We start from the raw sequence: 16,003 nt of genomic DNA, 5'->3' as shown, positions 1-16,003 counted from the left end.
AGATGACCGGATTGCTCAACGGCAAAGTCGTGGTGATCAGCGGGGTCGGGCCGGGGCTCGGCAGCACGATGGCCAATCGGTTCGCGGCCGAGGGCGCCGATCTGGTGCTGGTCGCGCGCAGCGCCGATCGCCTGGAAGAGGTGGCCAAGCAGGTCAGGGCAGCCGGGCGCCGCGCCCTGGTGGTCCCGGCCGACATCACCGAGGACGACCAGGTAGCGCACCTGGTGGAGGCGGCCTCGGCTGAGTTCGACCACATCGACGTGTTGATCAACAACGCCTTTCGGGTACCGTCGATGAAGCCATTGGCGCAGACCACGTTTCAGCACATCCGCGACGCCATCGAGCTCAGCGGGCTCGGCGCGCTGCGTCTGACCCAGGGCTTCACCCCGGCTCTGGCCGCGGCTAACGGCTCGATAGTCAACCTGAACTCGATGGTGATCCGGCATTCGCAGCCCAAGTACGGCGCCTACAAGATGGCCAAAGCCGCGCTGCTGGCGATGTCGCAGTCGCTGGCGTCCGAACTGGGCGAGCAGGGTATCCGCGTCAACTCCGTTGCGCCCGGATACATCTGGGGCGACACATTGCAGAGCTATTTCGCCCACCAGGCCGGCAAATACGGCACCACCGTCGAGCAGATCTACGCGGCGACCGCCGCCAACTCCGACCTGCGGCGGCTGCCCACCGAGGACGAGGTGGCCTCGGCAGTGCTGTTCTTGGCCAGCGATCTGGCCAGCGGCATCAGCGGCCAGGTTATCGACGTCAACTGCGGGGAGTACCACAACTGATGGCACGCACTGATGTAGGCACCATCGAGGATCTGCATGCCTCGGCCACCAAGATGGTGGGTCTGGACGACTTCGGTCCCGACGACGACAACTACCGCGAAGCGCTCGGCGTGCTGCTGGACTCGTACCAGACCGAGGCCGACCTCACCGAGCTGGGCAGCAAGATGAACCGGTTCTTCCTGCGCGGTGCGCTGGTGGCCCGGCTGCTGTCGCAGGCCGGCTGGAACGCGAACCCCGAGTACACCCAGGTCGGCATCGAGCGGCCGATCTTCGTCACCGGGCTGCCCCGCACCGGAACCACCGCGCTGCACCGGCTGCTGGGCGCCGACCCGGTACACCAGGGCTTGGAGATGTGGCTGGCCGAGTTCCCGCAGCCGCGGCCGCCACGCGAAACCTGGGACAGCAACCCGGTTTTCACCCAGATGCAGGACCAGTTCGCCCGGCACCACGATGAGAACCCGGACTACACCGGACTGCACTTCATGACCGCCGACGGCTTGGAAGAGTGCTGGCAGCTGCTGCGCCAGTCGCTGCATTCGGTGTCATATGAGACGCTGGCGCACCTGCCGACCTATTCGCGCTGGCTCTCCGAGCAGGACTGGACCCCGGCCTACCAGCGGCACCGCCGCAACCTGCAACTGATCGGGCTCAACGACCCGGGCAAGCGGTGGGTGCTCAAAAACCCCAGTCACCTGTTCGCGCTGGACGCGGTCATGGCGGTCTATCCCGACGCGCTCATCGTGCAGTGCCACCGGCCGGTCGAGACGATCCTGGCGTCGATGTGCTCGCTGGCCCAGCACACCACCGAGGGGCAGTCGAACACCTTCGTCGGCGCGCAGATCGGCGCCGACGAGATGGAGACCTGGGCTCGCGGGCTGGAGCTGTTCAATGCCCAACGCGCCCACTATGACCAGGCCCAGTTCTGCGACATCGACTACAAGGACTTCGTCGCCGACCCGCTGGCCACCGCGGCGGGCATCTACGAACGCTTCGGCCTGCCGCTCTCCGATGAGGCGCGCCAGGCCATGGCCGACGACTATGCCGCAAGCAAGACCGGCCCGCGCGCACCGAAGCACGAATACTCGCTGGCCGACTATGGGTTGACCGCCGAACAGGTCCGGGAGCGCTTCGCCGGCCTGTGACCGGGCCTACACGAAAGCCCCCTCCGATGGGACTCGGAGGGGGCTCTTGCGTCGCTCAGTCGATACCGTCGCAGGGCGGGGGAGCGCTGGATCGCTCCTCCAGATGGCCCTCGGCAACCGCGTGCGCAATGCTCTTCGACAGCTTCGGGCAGCCCCGGCTACGGCTGCTACCGTGGCCGGCCTCGCGTTCGGCGGCGAAATGGGCGCACTGCTTCACCGCTGCCGAATTCCATTGCACCGAGGTGTATCCGGGTCCCAGCTTCTTGACCTCGACGGTCGCGGTGCAATGCCGGCATTCCACCGGCATCAGACCCGAATGCAGGTAGCGATCGGTATCCCGTTCGGTCGCAGCACGAATCGCCTCGTAGCGCTCCGGGTCGACCGGAAACAGCGGTTGCCGCGAGTAGCGGGTGTCGGGCCCGTCATCATCGGCGGAGTCGCCGTGCTCGCCGTGGTCGTCGTGCGGGCCGTAGAACATCAGCATGGACCGGGCCAGCTCGCCGGCGTCGGGAACCTCGCGGGCCATGATGCCAGACCTACTCTGCGTTAACGGTTTCTGAAGCCTTGGCGGCTTTCGCTTCTTCCTGCACCCGCAGGTTCTCGGCGACCTCCGCGTTCCACTTCTCGTTGGCCACCGTCGCGTCGATCTCGATCTCGAAGCGATCGGTCATCTCCGCGGTGACGTCGGCAGCGTCGACGTAGAACTGCGAGTACCAGCGGCGCAGCTGGTAGACCGCGCCGTCCTCCTCGACCAGCAGCGGGTTCTCGATCCGGCTCTTGTGCGTCCAGATCTCGACGTCTTGCAGGAAGCCCTTGCTGACGCCGTCGGTCATGGCGTCGGCGATCTTCTCGGTCGTCGCGTCGTCGAGGCCCTTGGGCTTCTGCACGATGACGCCCCACATCAGCCGGAACTGGTCCTGGCTGATCGGGTAGTGGCAGTTGATCAGGATCGACTCGGCCTTGAAACCGCCGTAGCTGTTGTGCAGCCAGTTGATCATGAACGACGGACCGAAGTAGGAGGCCTCCGAGTCCAGGACCGACTCGCCGTACTGGGTCCCCAGGCCGGGCACGTCGGAGCGCCCGACGTTACGCAGGTACTGCGAGGCGACGTGGCCCTCGAAGACGTTCTTGAACGAGGTGGGCAGCCCGTAGTGGATGTAGAAGAAGTGCGCGAAGTCGGTGACGTTGTCGATGATGTCGCGGCAGTTGGAGTCGATCACCATGGAATTCCAGCGCCAGTCGGTCCACTCGCCACTGGACCACTCCGGGATCTCGGGGATCCGCACCTGGTCCGGCGGCGGGTTGCCCTCCGGGTCGTTGTACATGAACAGCAGCCCGCCGCGCACGTCGGTCGGGAAGGACTGGGTGCGCGCAACGCGCGGGGTCCGCTTGGAGTAGGGCACCAGCTTGCAGCGCCCGTCGCCGCCCCAGCGCCAGTCGTGGAACGGGCAGGCGACCTCGTCGCCCTTGATCTCACCGCGGCTCAGGTCCCCGCCCATGTGGCGGCAGTAGGCGTCGAGCACGTGCAGCTCGCCCTGCGAGTCGGCGAAAACCACCAGCTTGGCGCCGAACGCGTGGATCGAGTGTGGCTTCCCGTCCTGGAAGTCCTTCACCGGGCCCAGGCAGTGCCAGCCACGCGCATAGCGGTCCGGCAGTGTTCCGGTATCGATGTGGCGGACGCCGACCTCGGCGTTGTCAGTGCTCACCTGTTGCCTCCAACCCTTCGCTTCTAACTAGAACACGTTACAGTTTTGACGCCTGTTTGCGCAATAAGCCCTGCTGGTTCGGGGTCTTTGGTCCCTGGTATATACCTGAACAATGCAGCTGTTCTCCTTCAATGGTCGCTCGCCGCGGATCGACCCCACCGCCTTCGTCGCTCCCACCGCCACGCTTATCGGTGACGTCACCATCGAAGCCGGGGCCTCGGTGTGGTTCGGCGCCATCTTGCGCGCCGACGACGCTCCCATCGTGGTCCGTGAGGGTGCCAACGTGCAGGACGGCTCGGTGCTGCACGTGCCGCCGGGCGTTCCGGTGGACATCGGGCCGGGCGCCACGATCGCCCACATGTGCCTGATCCATGGCGCCAACATCGGCGCCGAGGCATTGATCGGCAACCACGCCACCGTGCTCGACGGTGCGGTGATCGGCAGCCGCAGCCTGGTTGCGGCCGGCGCGACGGTGCTCGCCGGCACGAAGATCCCCGCCGGCGTGCTGGTGACCGGCTCGCCCGCCGTCGTCAAGGGCCCGATCGCGGGAACCGGCGCCGAGATGTGGATCAACGCCAACCCGCCGTATTACCGCGATCTCGCGCAGCGTTACCGCGAAGGCATGGAGCCGGTTACGCCGGAGTGACCGGCGGCCTAGAGCGCACCCCTGTGCCGAGCCCGTGCGGCGAGTGGGAAATCCACGACGCTGAATCGGCGTGTCGCGTCGTGAGATTAAATCTCGACGACGGACGCCGCCGCGCCTAGAGCTTGCGGGCCGTCTTGGCCGCGCGGTCCAGCTCCCAGTAGGCGCGCAGCGCCACCAGTTCACCTTTCTCGTTGGCCCGGTAGGTGAACACACCCTCGGTGACGATCTGGTGACCGCCCATGGTGATGGTGATGTTTCCGGTGTTGGCTTCCTCATCACCGCACTGGAAGGTGTCGGAGAAGTTGAATTCGATCTTGTCGGTGCTGGCGATCGCCTTGTCCCAGAACGCCGAGATCTCGTCACGACCGCGGTGACCCTTGCCCTCGGGGTCGAAGTGCGACGGCCCGATCGGGTCTTGCACGATCGCGTCGTCGGCGAAGACGGAGAGCCAGGCCTCCTTGTCGCGGGCCGCTACCGCATCGCGGGAACGCTTGCCTGCTACGTGGGCGGGGTGATCTGAGTTCATCGGTGCTGCTCCTGTCGACTGGGAACGAACAGACTTGGCGGTCAGGGCCTTTCGGCGCCGACCACCCACATCGAGTAGTACTGCGAGCCGCCGCCATAGGCGTGACCCAACGCCTTGCGGGCGTTCGGAACCTGGTGGTCGCCGGCCTTGCCCATCACCTGGATCGCCGACTCCGCGAACCGGATCATGCCCGAGGCGCCGATCGGGTTGGACGACAGCACCCCGCCGGAGGCGTTCACCGGCAGCTTCCCGCCGATCGCCGTCTCGCCGGCCTGGGTGAGCTTCCAGCCCTCGCCGGGTGCGGCGAAGCCCAGGTTTTCCAGCCACATCGGCTCGAACCAGGAGAACGGCACGTAGATCTCCGCGGCGTCGATCTCATCGATCGGGCTGGTGATCCCGGCTTCCTTCCACAGTGCGGCAGCGGCATCCCGGCCGGCCTGCGGATTGACCTGATCGCGACCGGAGTAGGCCAACGGCTCGGTGCGCAGCGCGGTGGCGTGGATCCAGGCCACCGGCTCGCCCGCGTCGATCCGGGCCTGCGCGGCCGTCTCGTCACCGATCACGATCGCGCAAGCACCGTCCGAAGACGGGCAGGTCTCGTCGAAACGAATGGGGTCCCACAGCATCTGGGACGCCATCACCTTCTCGACGGTGATGTCCGGCTGGTGCAGGTGCGCCAGGGGGTTGCGGGCGCCGTTGAGCCGGTCCTTGACCGCGACGATCGCGCCGATGTCATTCGGCGCTCCGGAACGGCGGATGTAGGCCCGCACGTGCGGGGCGAAGTAGCCGCCGGCGCCGGCGCCCACCGGCTTGGTGAACGGCACCGGGATGCTCAGCGCCCACATGGCGTTGGACTCCGACTGCTTCTCCCAGGACATCGCCAGCACCCGCCGGTACTTGCCGGACTTCACCAGGCTGGCCGCCACTATCGCGGTCGACCCGCCCACCGAACCGGCGGTGTGGACCCGGATCAGCGGTTTGCCGGTGGCGCCCACGGCGTCGGCCATGAACAACTCGGGCATCATCACGCCCTCGAAGAAGTCCGGTGCCTTACCGACCACCACCGCGTCGATGTCGTCGAACGTCGAGCCCGAGTCCGCCAGCGCGCGGTCGATGGCCTCACGCACCAGGCCGTTCATCGAGACGTCCTGGCGCTTGGCAACGTACTTGGTCTGCCCGGTGCCCAGCACCGCAGCGAGTTGGCCCATCAGTTGCGTCCTTCCATCACCGCGACCAGGTTCTGTTGCAGCGCCGGGCCGCTGGTGGCATGCGCCAGCACGCGGCCGGCCGAACGGTTGAAAATGTGCTGCGCGGCGAAGCCGATGCGCTCCAGCCCGGCGACGAACATCGGGTTGGCTGCCAGGGCCCCACCGGAGGGGTTCACCTTCGTCTTCGACGGCAACCGCATCGCCTCGGTCAAGATCAGGTGTTGATGGGTGAACGGCGCGTGGATCTCGGCGACGTCCACCGCGGGCATGTCGTCGCCGCTGGCCGCCCGTGCCGAGGCGGTTGTCGACGGCGACCGGGTCAGGTCCCGACTGCCCAGCACCGGTGACTCGATGCGGTGCTCGAAACCGGTGATCCAGGCCGGGTTTTCGCACAGTTCACGGGCCTTGTCGCCGGCGGCCAGAACGATCGCGGCAGCGCCGTCGGTGATCGGTGCGATGTCGTGGCGGCGCAGTGGGTCGGCGAAGAACGGACGCCCCAGCAAGTCGTCGAGGTTGGCCGACGACTCCACCGAATCCACCCGGTCGGCGACCGCGAACGAATCCAGTGCCACTCGCGCCATCTGCTCGGCGGTCCATTGGCCGCCGTCCAGGCCGAGTCGGGCCTGCAGGGCTGCGATCGAGACCGAGTCCGGCCACAGCGGCGCAACGGTATAGGGGTCGGTCTGCAGGGCCAGGATCCGGCGCAGTTGGCCGGCCGAGGACTTGCCGAAGCCGTAGGCCAGCGCGGTGTCGACCTCGCCGGTCAATACCTTGATGTAGGCCTCATACAGCGCCCATGCGCCGTCCATCTCCACATGGGACTCGTTGATCGGCGGAACCGCGCCGATCGAGTCGATCGCCGAGATGAACGAGAAGGCCCGTCCGGCAAGGTAATCCGACGAACCGGAGCACCAGAAGCCGATGTCAGTCTGAGCGATGCCCAGCTCGGAGTACAACTGAGCGAAACACGGCATCAACATCTCGACGCCGTTGGTGGTGCCGTCGGTGCGGCGAACGTGCGGGGCGTGGGCGAAGCCCACCACCGCGACATCGCGTTGCGTCATGCTGCCCCTCACAGGTGGTGCTTGTAGGTGTCGTAGTCGGCGTCCGGTTCGCCGGTGGGCCGGAAGTACTCGATGTTGTCGATGCCGAGGCCCCACTCCTCGCGGGGCTTCCACACCGCCTCGACGCGCATACCCATCCGCACCTCGTGGGCGTCGATGTCAGACACCAAGTGCAAGAAGGCAATATCGGCGCCGTCGAGCAGCACATAGGCGGCCACGTACGGCGGCTTGATGCGCTGCCCGGCGAACGGGATGTTGATGATGGCGAACGTCGTCACCGTGCCCTTGTCCGGCAGCTCGACGAAGTTGTCCAGCGGCAGGCCGGTGGCCGGGTCGGCCTCCTTGGGCGGGAAGTACAGCTTGCCGTCGGTGCCGGTGCGCGCCCCGAGCAGCTTGCCTTCCTGCAGGGCGCGCAGATAGGCGCTCTCCGGCAGCGAGGCGGTGTGCTGGATCTCGAGGCTGGACGGAATCACCACCATGCTCACCGGGTCGCGCTCATCGGGAGTGTCGGCCACCGGTTCGGCGTCCTCACCGATCGCGAAGTAGGCGATGTCGGTGATCGCGCCGACGGTCTCGTCGGCCCAGTGCGCGTGCACCCGGGTGCCGACGCTGATGTCCTTGGCGCTTTCGGCCGCCACCGCGTGCAAAAGCGGCACGTCGGCGCCGTCGAGCTTGATCAGCGCCCAGGCGAACGGGGTGTCCAGCGGTTGGCCCTCCAGTGGGGCCGGCTGCCAGGACCACGAGACCACGGTGCCGACACTGCTCACCGGTACGATCTCGGTGAGCGGTTCGTAGCTGACCGGGTCATACTCGGCCGGCGGCACGTACACCCGACCGTCGGAGCCACGTACGCCGACGATGCGGCGCTCACGCAGAGCGGTGAAGAACGCGCCCAGAACGGGGCCGACTGAACGTGTGTAGTCGAAGGACAACTTCAGCGGCGCAGAGAGGGGCGGCTCATGCTCATCGATCTGCGCGCGGTTGCTTTGGCTGGCAGTCACGGCATCGAGTAGAACAGGTTCTAACAATGGTGGCAAGCAGGCAATCGAGGAGCCAAGGATGAAGCTGGGACTGCAACTCGGATATTGGGGCGCGCAGCCGCCGACCAACCACGCCGAACTGGTCGCCGCGGCCGAGAACGCCGGCTTCGACGCGGTCTTCACCGCCGAGGCGTGGGGATCCGACGCCTACACGCCGCTGGCCTGGTGGGGCTCGTCGACATCACGGGTTCGGTTGGGCACCTCGGTGGTTCAACTGTCGGCACGTACCCCGACCGCCTGCGCGATGGCCGCCTTGACGTTGGACCACCTCTCCGGCGGCCGCCACATCCTTGGCCTGGGTGTGTCCGGCCCGCAGGTGGTGGAGGGCTGGTACGGCCAGCGCTTCGGCAAGCCGCTGGCGCGCACCCGCGAGTACATCGACATCCTGCGCCAGGTGTGGGCCCGCGAGGCCCCGGTGACCAGCGCCGGCCCGCACTACCCCCTGCCGATCAGCGGCGAGGGCAGCACCGGGCTGGGCAAGGCGCTCAAGCCGATCACCCACCCGCGCCGGGCCGACATCCCGGTGATGCTCGGCGCCGAAGGCCCGAAGAACATTGCGATGGCCGCCGAGATCGCCGACGGCTGGCTGCCGATCTTCTACGCCCCGCGACTGGCCGACATGTACAACGAGTGGCTCGACGAGGGCTTTGCCCGTCCGGGCGCGCGGCGCACCCGGGAAACCTTCGAGATCTGTGCGACGGCCAACATCGTCATCACCGAAGACCGCGCCGCGGCGTTCGCGGCGATGAAGCCCTACCTGGCGCTCTACATGGGCGGCATGGGTTCGGAGGACACCAACTTCCACGCCGAGGTCTACCGCCGGATGGGCTACGGCGAGGTCGTCGACGACGTGACCAAGTTGTTCCGCAGCGGGCAAAAGGACAAGGCCGGCGAGATCATCCCCGACGAGCTGGTGGACGACGCCGCGATCGTGGGCGACGTCGACTACGTCCGTAAGCAGATCAAGGTGTGGGAGGCCGCCGGCGTCACCATGATGGTGGTCACCGGACGCAGCACCGAGCAGATTCAGCAGCTGGCCTCGCTGGTTTAGTCCGGTTCGGCGCGCGGCGCCGGTCCCGTCTTGCGGGCAGACTAGAACGCGTTCTAGATTGGCCGAATGAGCGAAGCCGGCCTGTGGAACATTGCCCGTGACACCCCCGACGCCGTGGCCGTGGTCGATGTCCACGGCGGTCAGCTGACTTACGGGGAGCTGGCCGCCCGGGCGGACCGCTACGGCCGTGGCCTGCAGGCGATGGGCCTGGAGCCCGGCGACGTGCTGGTGATGGTGCTGCCGAACATCGTCGACACGCTGGCGGTGTACTTCGCTGCCATGCAGACCGGGCTCTACATCGTGGCCATCAACTGGCACCTCACCGGTCCGGAGATCGGCTACATCCTCTCCGACAGTGGCGCGAAAGTTGTTGTCGCCCACGAGCGGTTCGCTGAGGCGTCCAAGATCGCCGCGGACGAGGCCGGCCTGCCCGCCGAGGGACGCTTCGCCGTCGGCGACATCGAGGGGTTCGCCCCGCTGGCCACGCTGGGCGCCGACGAGCCGGCGACCCGGCCCGACGTGCGCACCATGGGCGCCGCGATGCTCTACACCTCCGGCACTACCGGCAAGCCCAAGGGCGTCAAGCGTCCGCTGACCGGCGTCGACCCCGACGCGGTTCCGGTTGCCTCGGCCGGTTTCTTCGCGCTCTATGACCTGCTGCCGTTCGACAACCACGTGCACATCTGTGGTTCGCCGCTGTATCACACTGCGGTGCTGAACTTCTCGTCGATCTCCATCCAGCTGGGCCACAAGGTGGTGCTGATGGACAAGTGGGACCCCGAGGAGATGCTGGCGTTGATCGACCAGCACAAGGTCACCCACAGTCACATGGTGCCCACCCAGTTCCGTCGGTTGTTGGCGCTGCCCGCCGAGGTGCGCGAGCGCTACGACATGTCTTCGCTGCGCAACATGATTCACGGCGCGGCGCCGTGCCCGCCCGAGGTCAAGCGACAGATGTTGGACTGGTGGGGTCCGGTGATCACCGAGTACTACGCCGCCACCGAGGGCGGCGGCACCAAGATCAGCGGCGCCGAGTGGCTGACCCACCCGGGTTCGGTAGGCAAGGCCTGGCCGTATTCGGTGGTCAAGGTTCTCGACGACGAAGGCAACGAGCTGCCGGCCGGTGAGGTCGGCACCGTCTATATGCAGATGGGCGGCTCCACCTTCGCCTACCACAACGACAAGAAGAAGACCGAGGAGAACCGTGCCGGCGACCTGTTCACCGTCGGTGACGTCGGCTACCTCGATGAGGACGGCTACCTCTATCTGCAGGACCGCAAGACCAACATGATCATCTCCGGCGGGGTCAACGTCTACCCGGCCGAGATCGAGAACGAGCTGATCATCCACCCGAAGGTGCTCGACGTCGCGGTGTTCGGGGTGCCCGACGAGGAATGGGGTGAGGCGATCAAGGCCGTCGTCCAGCCGGCCGAGGGCGTGGCCGGCGATGACGCGCTGACCGCCGAGCTGATGGAGTACGCGGCGGCACGGCTGGCGAAGTTCAAGCTGCCCAAGTCAATTGACTACATCGCAGAGATGCCGCGTGACCCCAACGGCAAGCTGTACAAGCGCAAGCTGCGAGACCCGTACTGGGAGGGGCGGGACGCCAAGATCTAGGGGTGGTGGTCCGTGCGCGAAACTACCTGGGCGGACCCCAGTACTTCAGTGCGTTTGCTTCCTCAAGCGCCGTTAGTGCCTTGCATGACTGCGCTGCCGATGAGTCGACAAACAGATCCTCGATGCGCTGCGCATTATCGCGAATCCACGCTACCGACTCTGCCGGCGAGACCACGTTTGTCTCGTCGTAGCCATCGAGATACTGTCGGACGATAGGTACCCGGAACCAGTTGTCAGGTGAGATCGACTTGGTCGGCGCGACATCGAAGAGGATTTGGCCTCGGTCGTTGGCGATCTGCCAGCTCAGTATCGGTCCCGTGACTGTGAGCGAGGCGTTGATGGTGTCCGAACCTGAGGTCCTGGAATTAGTGATTCGATAATCGGGATTCAGGTAGATAAAATCGAGGTACCGCAGGTAGAACTCCAACAGTATCTTCATCTATGTCCGCAGCCCTTCTCTGGCCATGTTGATGATCTGGTCTACTGATTTCAACATGAAATGACTGAAGATAGTGGAATCAGTTTCGGACAGGATTGCCGACCCAGCGGATGACGTGGTTTCGATCCGCCATGGAATGTTAGCCGGCCCCACGCTGACGTCACTGCTATAACCCTGCTTGAATAGTTGCGGGCCGGACAACGGCAAGCTCAGGACCATGCGCATGAAAGACCCCCATCTCCATAGGAGATACTTCTCGGCCAAGGCGAAATTGGATAACCGCGCGGTGTCGTTGTAGCGCTTCCGACGGTCGTCGGTCTCGTCGATCACCCACCAATCGCCTTCGTATCGCAGGTGAAAGGACTGTGCATCGGAAACAAAGCTGATTTCACAGTCAGGACAGTCAGTATTGACGGACGCCGATATGTGGGATAAGTCGTTCCATTCGACCCAAGTGGAGGACAATAACGAGAAATTATGCATCAGTTTCGAACCACTTTCAGATAGCCTCGCTGTATCAGTATTTCGATGCTTGCGCGTTCGCCAGGTGGTGCGATGATCCGATACTGAGTACCTCCACCCGGTTGATGGAACCACGGGGCTGCCCGAGATTGTTCAATCTGCCAGCCGGGCGGGAGCATGGTTGGGTCGTCTACTGCATACCGGAAATATGGGCCGGAAGCACTTTCGGGTGGAAGAGACAGGTGGGCGAACGGCGTGCCCTCTGGCGCCAAGTAGCTGCCGCTAGGAGGTCCGAAACGCCCGAGTTCGGTGCCGGCGGCTAAGTCCGCATGCGGGATGACGGTGCCCGGTATTGCGTACGGCTTGCTGGCCAGGCTGTCGTCAGGGTAGATCAAGCGGCCGGCGGAGTCGGTGAATTGTGGTCCCGGTTCGATGGGGTGGTAGCCCTCGAACAAGGGTGAATCAGCTGGTAATGGATGTCCCGCGGCCGCTGGGGCCGGCACGTGTGGCCCGCTGGGTGGGACGTGTTCGTGCGTAAGCACCGCTGGGCCTTGATCGGCGGTCGTTATCGGCGGAATGTGGTCGCCACCGGTGGTGACCGGAGCGTGCGCACCCGAGTGGTGGATGGCGAGATCGTCGGCGGCGGCCTGCGCGCGGATTTCGGCCTGGGTGATCGCGCGCGGCAGCACGTTGTCGGCGCTCAGGCCGGCAGCGGTACCGCCGCTGGTTTCGAGGGCTTCGCGGGCGAGCAGGGACCGCATGCCTTGCCAGCCGGCTTCGACGCCGGCCTTGCCGGCGGTGACCGCGGGGCCGGCGCCCACCGCGGTGAAGATGACGTTCTGCAGCAGCGCGTCGTCGGGGGTGACGCGGCCCGGGTCGAGGAACCGGGAGCCGGCCAGCTTGCCGTCCTGATAGCTGAAGTAGGCGCCACTGCCGGCGCCGGCGCCCTGGTCGTAGACCTCGCCGGTGCCGTTTTTGAGGGTGCCGGTCGCCACCATCTTTTGGCCCTCGAGGGTGTAGGCGAATGACACGGCGCCGCCGGGACCCAGGTGCACCGAGACGGGATCGATGGTCGAGTAATCGGGGATCTTGCCCAGGTCATCGAGGGCATCGGCGAGGTTCTTCTTCAATGCCGGCAGCCGCGTCATCGCCTCCTGGGCCGCGTCGCTGCCCGCACCCTGCTGGTACGCCTTGGCCGTGGCGTCGTCGAGGGCTTTTTGGGCGGCCCGGACCCGGGCCATGGCATCGAGCACCGCCCGGTCGTTGGCGCGCAATAGCTCCTCGAACGCGGACCGGTCGCCCGGCGCGCTCGGGGCGGGACTGAGGGGGCCACCCAGCGGTGCGCTGGCGTAGCCGTGGGAGAGCAGCTTGGTTGTCGAAACCTGAAGTATTCCGGCGTAGCCGTCGCGGAGCTTTTCGATCTGGTGCAGGATGCCGGCGGTGTCATCGATCGCGACCTGTTCCAACTCGGCGGTATCCAGGTGTGCCCGCTGGTACATGCCGATGCGGTTGTCGATGTCTTGCAGCTGGATCTCCAACGCATGGATCTTCGCGGCCGCCGACTTCTGGGCCTCGGCCAGCGCGGCGGCGATCATTTCCAGGTCGGTGCCGATAGCCGTGAGCTGGGTTTGCTGCAGGTGCAAGGTGTCGGTGGCGCGTTGCACTTCCGCCGAGTCGTTGATCGGGTGCTCGCCGTTCTCCCGGTTCCAAGCCGCCTCGAAGCGTTGGCGGGCTTGGGCGAACGCCGCGCTGGACGCGGCGGTACACGCGCCGGCGTTGTGGAAGGCCTGCGCGAGTTCGTCGACAGCGGCCGGGTTACCGCTTCGCAGGGTGTTGTTGACCTGCCACGGGTCGCCGCCCGCGGCATCGATGAGCAGCGGCAGGCTTATGTAGCGGAGTTGCACCACACCGCACGAAGTTCGGCCGCGTTGTGCTGATCCATACCGATAAATGCCCGCCGGGAGTGGTGTGCCTTGTCCGCGACATCGGCCAAGACGCGGCGTTGATCGCTGAGGGTTGTGACGTGGTCGCTATGGCGGGTCGAGATCGCCTGGTGGAAGGCGTCGGCGGCGCCGAAACTGCCGAAGATTCCCGCCGCCACCGCAGTCTGGTCCAACGACGCCGCGCCCGCCTGGGCGTGGTCCGCAGCGCTGTGAGAATGGGTTGCCCCGTCCTTCAGCATCGCCGGATCGACGAACATCGTGACTCCTCTGCTGCGTCAGCTGGGAATCAACGTTGACAGCCGGTCGTGCGGGCGTCAATTCACCGAGGAGAATGGCCGAAGTTCGTGGATCAGCCCCGGCCGTGCTTGGACGGTTAGCTGCCGATCACCTGCGCGTCGCCGAAGGTCATCTCGACGCGGCCCACGGTCGACGACATCATCGGCCGCTTGGGCAGACCCAGCGCGGCCAGCTCGCGGGCGTAAGGGTGGGTGCCAAGCCGCAGCGTGGTACCGCCGAGCGACCCGCGCACTTTCGAAATTCGCATCTCCCAAGGCACTTGGCGGGTGACCCCGTCGAGGTGGCTGAATGCTTGCAGCACCCGGGGCTTGGACGTGAACAGCCCCGGAACCGGCAGCCCGCGACCGAATTCCATGGTGGCGATGTGCTGGCCGTCAGCGGCGACATCGAAACCCAACTGCCGTCCGTCGCGAACGGCGAAGTCCGCCATGATCTTCGGGAATCCCCAGATGGTGCGCCCGGCCTCGAGGGTGAACTCCTGGTCGACCGGCAGGTGGTGGATGAACGCGCCGGCCGAGCCCAATGCCCGCCAGCCGCTGGCCTCGGTCCCCGGCGGGTTGACCATCACCGCGGTCCCGAACTCCAGGTACTTGCCCAGGTCGCCGTCTATGTAGCGGGCCAGCATCAGATTGACCACGGCGCGTCCCGGCTGCTGCTGGAAGACCTGCAGGCCGCTGTAGTCGATCATCGCCTGCGCGGCGTCCGCAGGGACCGAAAACATTGCGGAATGTACATCCGCGTGACGGATACGGACCGGCATGGTAAGCACAGTGCCAGCGATGGTGTGCTGTGAAAGAGCCATGGCTCCCACTGTAATCCGGGGAGGACGTCAATGACCGAGGTAATGGCCGATGCGAAGCCGGCCACCAAGCCGGACGTCGATCTGACCGACGGCACGTTCTACGCCGACGGGGGTGCTCGTGGCGCCTACGGTTGGATGCGGACCAACGAGCCGGTGTTCCGGGACCGCAACGGGCTGGCCGCGGCGGCCACCTACCAAGCGGTGATCGACGCCGAACGCACGCCCGAGGTGTTCTCCAACGCCGGCGGCATCCGTCCCGACCAACCGGGCTTCCCATACATGATCGACATGGACGACCCCGCGCACCTGTTGCGCCGCAAGCTGGTCAACGCCGGATTCACCCGCAAACGCGTGCATGCCCAGCTGCCGTCCATCGAGACGTTGTGCGACACCCTCATCGACGCGGTGTGCGAGCGCGGTGAATGCGACTTCGTCCGCGACATCGCCGCCCCGCTACCGATGGCGGTGATCGGTGACATGCTCGGGGTGCTGCCCGAAGAACGATCGATGCTCCTGCGGTGGTCAGACGACCTGGTGGCCGGGCTGAGCTCACACCTGGATCCGGAATCGGCGACGGCTCAGGCGGTCATGGCGGCGTTCGCCGGCTGGACCGAATTCACCAGGAACACCATCACGAAACGTCGGGCCGAGCCCACCGACGACCTGTTCTCCGTGCTGGTCAACGCCGAGGTGGACGGCGCACAGATGACCGACGACGAGATCATCTTCGAGACGCTGTTGATCCTGATCGGCGGCGACGAGACCACTCGGCACACCCTCTCCGGTGGCACGGCGCAGCTACTGCGCCACCTCGATCAGTGGGAGTTGCTGCAGCGCGAACCCGATCGGTTGCCGGTGGCGATCGAGGAGATGCTGCGGTGGACCTCGCCGGTGAAGAACATGTGCCGCACCCTGACCCGCGACACCGAGTTCCACGGCACGCAGCTGCGCGAGGGCGAGAAGATGCTGCTGCTGTTCGAGTCGGCCAACTTCGACGAGTCGGTGTTCGACGAGCCGGAACGCTTCGATGTCACCCGCGACCCCAACAGCCATGTGGCATTCGGTTTCGGCACGCACTTCTGCCTGGGCAACCAGCTGGCCCGGCTGGAATTGCGGCTGATGACACAGCGGATCCTGCAGCGCCTGCCGGATCTGCGGCTGGCGTCCGGCGACGCGTTGCCGCTGCGCCCGGCGAACTTCGTCAGCGGCCTGGAGTCGATGCCGGTGGTGTTCACCCCGAGCAAACCGGTGCTGGCGTAGTCATCTTCGCCGAGC

17 protein-coding genes are annotated in these 16,003 nt (G+C 66.1%); 6 read left to right on the top strand and 11 right to left on the bottom strand.

Translation table 11 applies throughout. From position 1 onward, the window contains the following. Positions 1-2: 2 nt before the first annotated feature. Positions 3-785 carry an SDR family oxidoreductase gene (locus ACKY0X_RS19900; RefSeq protein WP_046283397.1) on the top strand — a complete coding sequence of 261 codons (783 nt, stop codon included), beginning with the start codon at positions 3-5 and terminating at the stop codon, positions 783-785. Then, positions 785-1,927: a sulfotransferase family protein gene (locus tag ACKY0X_RS19895; protein ID WP_409427392.1), complete on the top strand. Its 1,143-nt coding sequence runs from the start codon at positions 785-787 to the stop codon at positions 1,925-1,927. The genes ACKY0X_RS19900 and ACKY0X_RS19895 overlap by 1 nt, the downstream gene beginning before the upstream one ends. A gap of 55 nt (positions 1,928-1,982) precedes the next feature. On the opposite strand, the gene ACKY0X_RS19890 is transcribed toward ACKY0X_RS19895, so the two are convergent. Beyond that, entirely contained in the window at positions 1,983-2,453 is a 471-nt protein-coding gene (locus ACKY0X_RS19890; RefSeq protein ID WP_409427391.1) for a hypothetical protein, read from the bottom strand. A gap of 10 nt (positions 2,454-2,463) precedes the next feature. Continuing rightward, a complete protein-coding gene (locus tag ACKY0X_RS19885; RefSeq protein ID WP_409427390.1) occupies positions 2,464-3,633 on the bottom strand; it encodes a Rieske 2Fe-2S domain-containing protein in 1,170 nt (389 codons plus the stop codon). Between the two features lie 112 nt (positions 3,634-3,745). Between ACKY0X_RS19885 and ACKY0X_RS19880 the strand changes: the two genes are divergently transcribed. Then, positions 3,746-4,279 (top strand): gamma carbonic anhydrase family protein, encoded by a 534-nt coding sequence (locus ACKY0X_RS19880; RefSeq protein WP_065042388.1) that lies wholly within the window; start codon positions 3,746-3,748, stop codon positions 4,277-4,279. Between the two features lie 115 nt (positions 4,280-4,394). Here ACKY0X_RS19880 and ACKY0X_RS19875 read toward each other — a convergent pair whose 3' ends face one another. From ACKY0X_RS19875 to ACKY0X_RS19860, 4 genes are read right to left on the bottom strand one after another with little or no spacing between them, the layout of a single operon-like run. After that, a complete protein-coding gene (locus tag ACKY0X_RS19875) occupies positions 4,395-4,805 on the bottom strand; it encodes a nuclear transport factor 2 family protein (RefSeq protein WP_409427389.1) in 411 nt (136 codons plus the stop codon). A 41-nt stretch (positions 4,806-4,846) separates the two neighbouring features. After that, positions 4,847-6,016, bottom strand: coding sequence for a thiolase domain-containing protein (locus ACKY0X_RS19870; RefSeq protein ID WP_409429711.1), 1,170 nt, complete (start codon positions 6,014-6,016; stop codon positions 4,847-4,849). Next, positions 6,013-7,077: a thiolase domain-containing protein gene (locus ACKY0X_RS19865; protein ID WP_065042391.1), complete on the bottom strand. Its 1,065-nt coding sequence runs from the start codon at positions 7,075-7,077 to the stop codon at positions 6,013-6,015. The genes ACKY0X_RS19870 and ACKY0X_RS19865 overlap by 4 nt, the downstream gene beginning before the upstream one ends. A gap of 8 nt (positions 7,078-7,085) precedes the next feature. Then, a complete protein-coding gene (locus ACKY0X_RS19860; protein WP_065042392.1) occupies positions 7,086-8,078 on the bottom strand; it encodes a Zn-ribbon domain-containing OB-fold protein in 993 nt (330 codons plus the stop codon). A gap of 58 nt (positions 8,079-8,136) precedes the next feature. Between ACKY0X_RS19860 and ACKY0X_RS19855 the strand changes: the two genes are divergently transcribed. After that, on the top strand, positions 8,137-9,168 hold the full coding sequence (locus ACKY0X_RS19855; protein ID WP_409427388.1) for an LLM class F420-dependent oxidoreductase: 1,032 nt from the start codon (positions 8,137-8,139) through the stop codon (positions 9,166-9,168). 66 nt (positions 9,169-9,234) lie between these two features. Continuing rightward, a complete protein-coding gene (locus ACKY0X_RS19850; RefSeq protein ID WP_409427387.1) occupies positions 9,235-10,785 on the top strand; it encodes an acyl-CoA synthetase in 1,551 nt (516 codons plus the stop codon). A 22-nt stretch (positions 10,786-10,807) separates the two neighbouring features. On the opposite strand, the gene ACKY0X_RS19845 is transcribed toward ACKY0X_RS19850, so the two are convergent. The 5 genes from ACKY0X_RS19845 to ACKY0X_RS19825 form a co-directional block, all read right to left on the bottom strand. After that, positions 10,808-11,224 (bottom strand): hypothetical protein, encoded by a 417-nt coding sequence (locus ACKY0X_RS19845; protein ID WP_065042394.1) that lies wholly within the window; start codon positions 11,222-11,224, stop codon positions 10,808-10,810. Next, complete coding sequence (locus tag ACKY0X_RS19840) at positions 11,225-11,554, bottom strand: hypothetical protein (protein WP_409427386.1); 330 nt, start codon at positions 11,552-11,554, stop codon at positions 11,225-11,227. Positions 11,555-11,706: 152 nt separating this feature from the next. Further along, positions 11,707-13,590 carry a glycohydrolase toxin TNT-related protein gene (locus ACKY0X_RS19835; RefSeq protein ID WP_409427385.1) on the bottom strand — a complete coding sequence of 628 codons (1,884 nt, stop codon included), beginning with the start codon at positions 13,588-13,590 and terminating at the stop codon, positions 11,707-11,709. Then, positions 13,572-13,886: a DUF2563 family protein gene (locus ACKY0X_RS19830; protein WP_409427384.1), complete on the bottom strand. Its 315-nt coding sequence runs from the start codon at positions 13,884-13,886 to the stop codon at positions 13,572-13,574. The genes ACKY0X_RS19835 and ACKY0X_RS19830 overlap by 19 nt, the downstream gene beginning before the upstream one ends. 116 nt (positions 13,887-14,002) lie before the next feature. Then, on the bottom strand, positions 14,003-14,728 hold the full coding sequence (locus tag ACKY0X_RS19825; protein ID WP_406759664.1) for an acetoacetate decarboxylase family protein: 726 nt from the start codon (positions 14,726-14,728) through the stop codon (positions 14,003-14,005). Positions 14,729-14,770: 42 nt separating this feature from the next. Here ACKY0X_RS19825 and ACKY0X_RS19820 point away from each other — a divergent pair, with 42 nt between their 5' ends. Continuing rightward, positions 14,771-15,988 carry a cytochrome P450 gene (locus ACKY0X_RS19820; RefSeq protein WP_409429710.1) on the top strand — a complete coding sequence of 406 codons (1,218 nt, stop codon included), beginning with the start codon at positions 14,771-14,773 and terminating at the stop codon, positions 15,986-15,988. Positions 15,989-16,003 lie beyond the last annotated feature (15 nt).

The organism is Mycobacterium sp. SMC-11 (assembly GCF_046250095.1).
Lineage (GTDB): Bacteria > Actinomycetota > Actinomycetes > Mycobacteriales > Mycobacteriaceae > Mycobacterium > Mycobacterium heraklionense_A.
Note: the sequence above shows the minus strand (reverse complement) of the source record. Positions and strands in the feature narration are given on the sequence as shown.

Bases quoted from the DNA above. Each gene is read 5' to 3' on its own strand.
- ACKY0X_RS19900 (WP_046283397.1), top strand. From the start codon at position 3: ATGACCGGATTGCTCAACGGCAAAGTCGTGGTGATCAGCGGGGTCGGG.
- ACKY0X_RS19895 (WP_409427392.1), top strand. From the start codon at position 785: ATGGCACGCACTGATGTAGGCACCATCGAGGATCTGCATGCCTCGGCC.
- ACKY0X_RS19890 (WP_409427391.1), bottom strand. From the start codon at position 2,453: ATGGCCCGCGAGGTTCCCGACGCCGGCGAGCTGGCCCGGTCCATGCTG.
- ACKY0X_RS19880 (WP_065042388.1), top strand. From the start codon at position 3,746: ATGCAGCTGTTCTCCTTCAATGGTCGCTCGCCGCGGATCGACCCCACC.
- ACKY0X_RS19875 (WP_409427389.1), bottom strand. From the start codon at position 4,805: ATGAACTCAGATCACCCCGCCCACGTAGCAGGCAAGCGTTCCCGCGAT.
- ACKY0X_RS19865 (WP_065042391.1), bottom strand. From the start codon at position 7,077: ATGACGCAACGCGATGTCGCGGTGGTGGGCTTCGCCCACGCCCCGCAC.
- ACKY0X_RS19855 (WP_409427388.1), top strand. From the start codon at position 8,137: ATGAAGCTGGGACTGCAACTCGGATATTGGGGCGCGCAGCCGCCGACC.
- ACKY0X_RS19850 (WP_409427387.1), top strand. From the start codon at position 9,235: ATGAGCGAAGCCGGCCTGTGGAACATTGCCCGTGACACCCCCGACGCC.
- ACKY0X_RS19845 (WP_065042394.1), bottom strand. From the start codon at position 11,224: ATGAAGATACTGTTGGAGTTCTACCTGCGGTACCTCGATTTTATCTAC.
- ACKY0X_RS19830 (WP_409427384.1), bottom strand. From the start codon at position 13,886: ATGTTCGTCGATCCGGCGATGCTGAAGGACGGGGCAACCCATTCTCAC.
- ACKY0X_RS19825 (WP_406759664.1), bottom strand. From the start codon at position 14,728: ATGGCTCTTTCACAGCACACCATCGCTGGCACTGTGCTTACCATGCCG.
- ACKY0X_RS19820 (WP_409429710.1), top strand. From the start codon at position 14,771: ATGGCCGATGCGAAGCCGGCCACCAAGCCGGACGTCGATCTGACCGAC.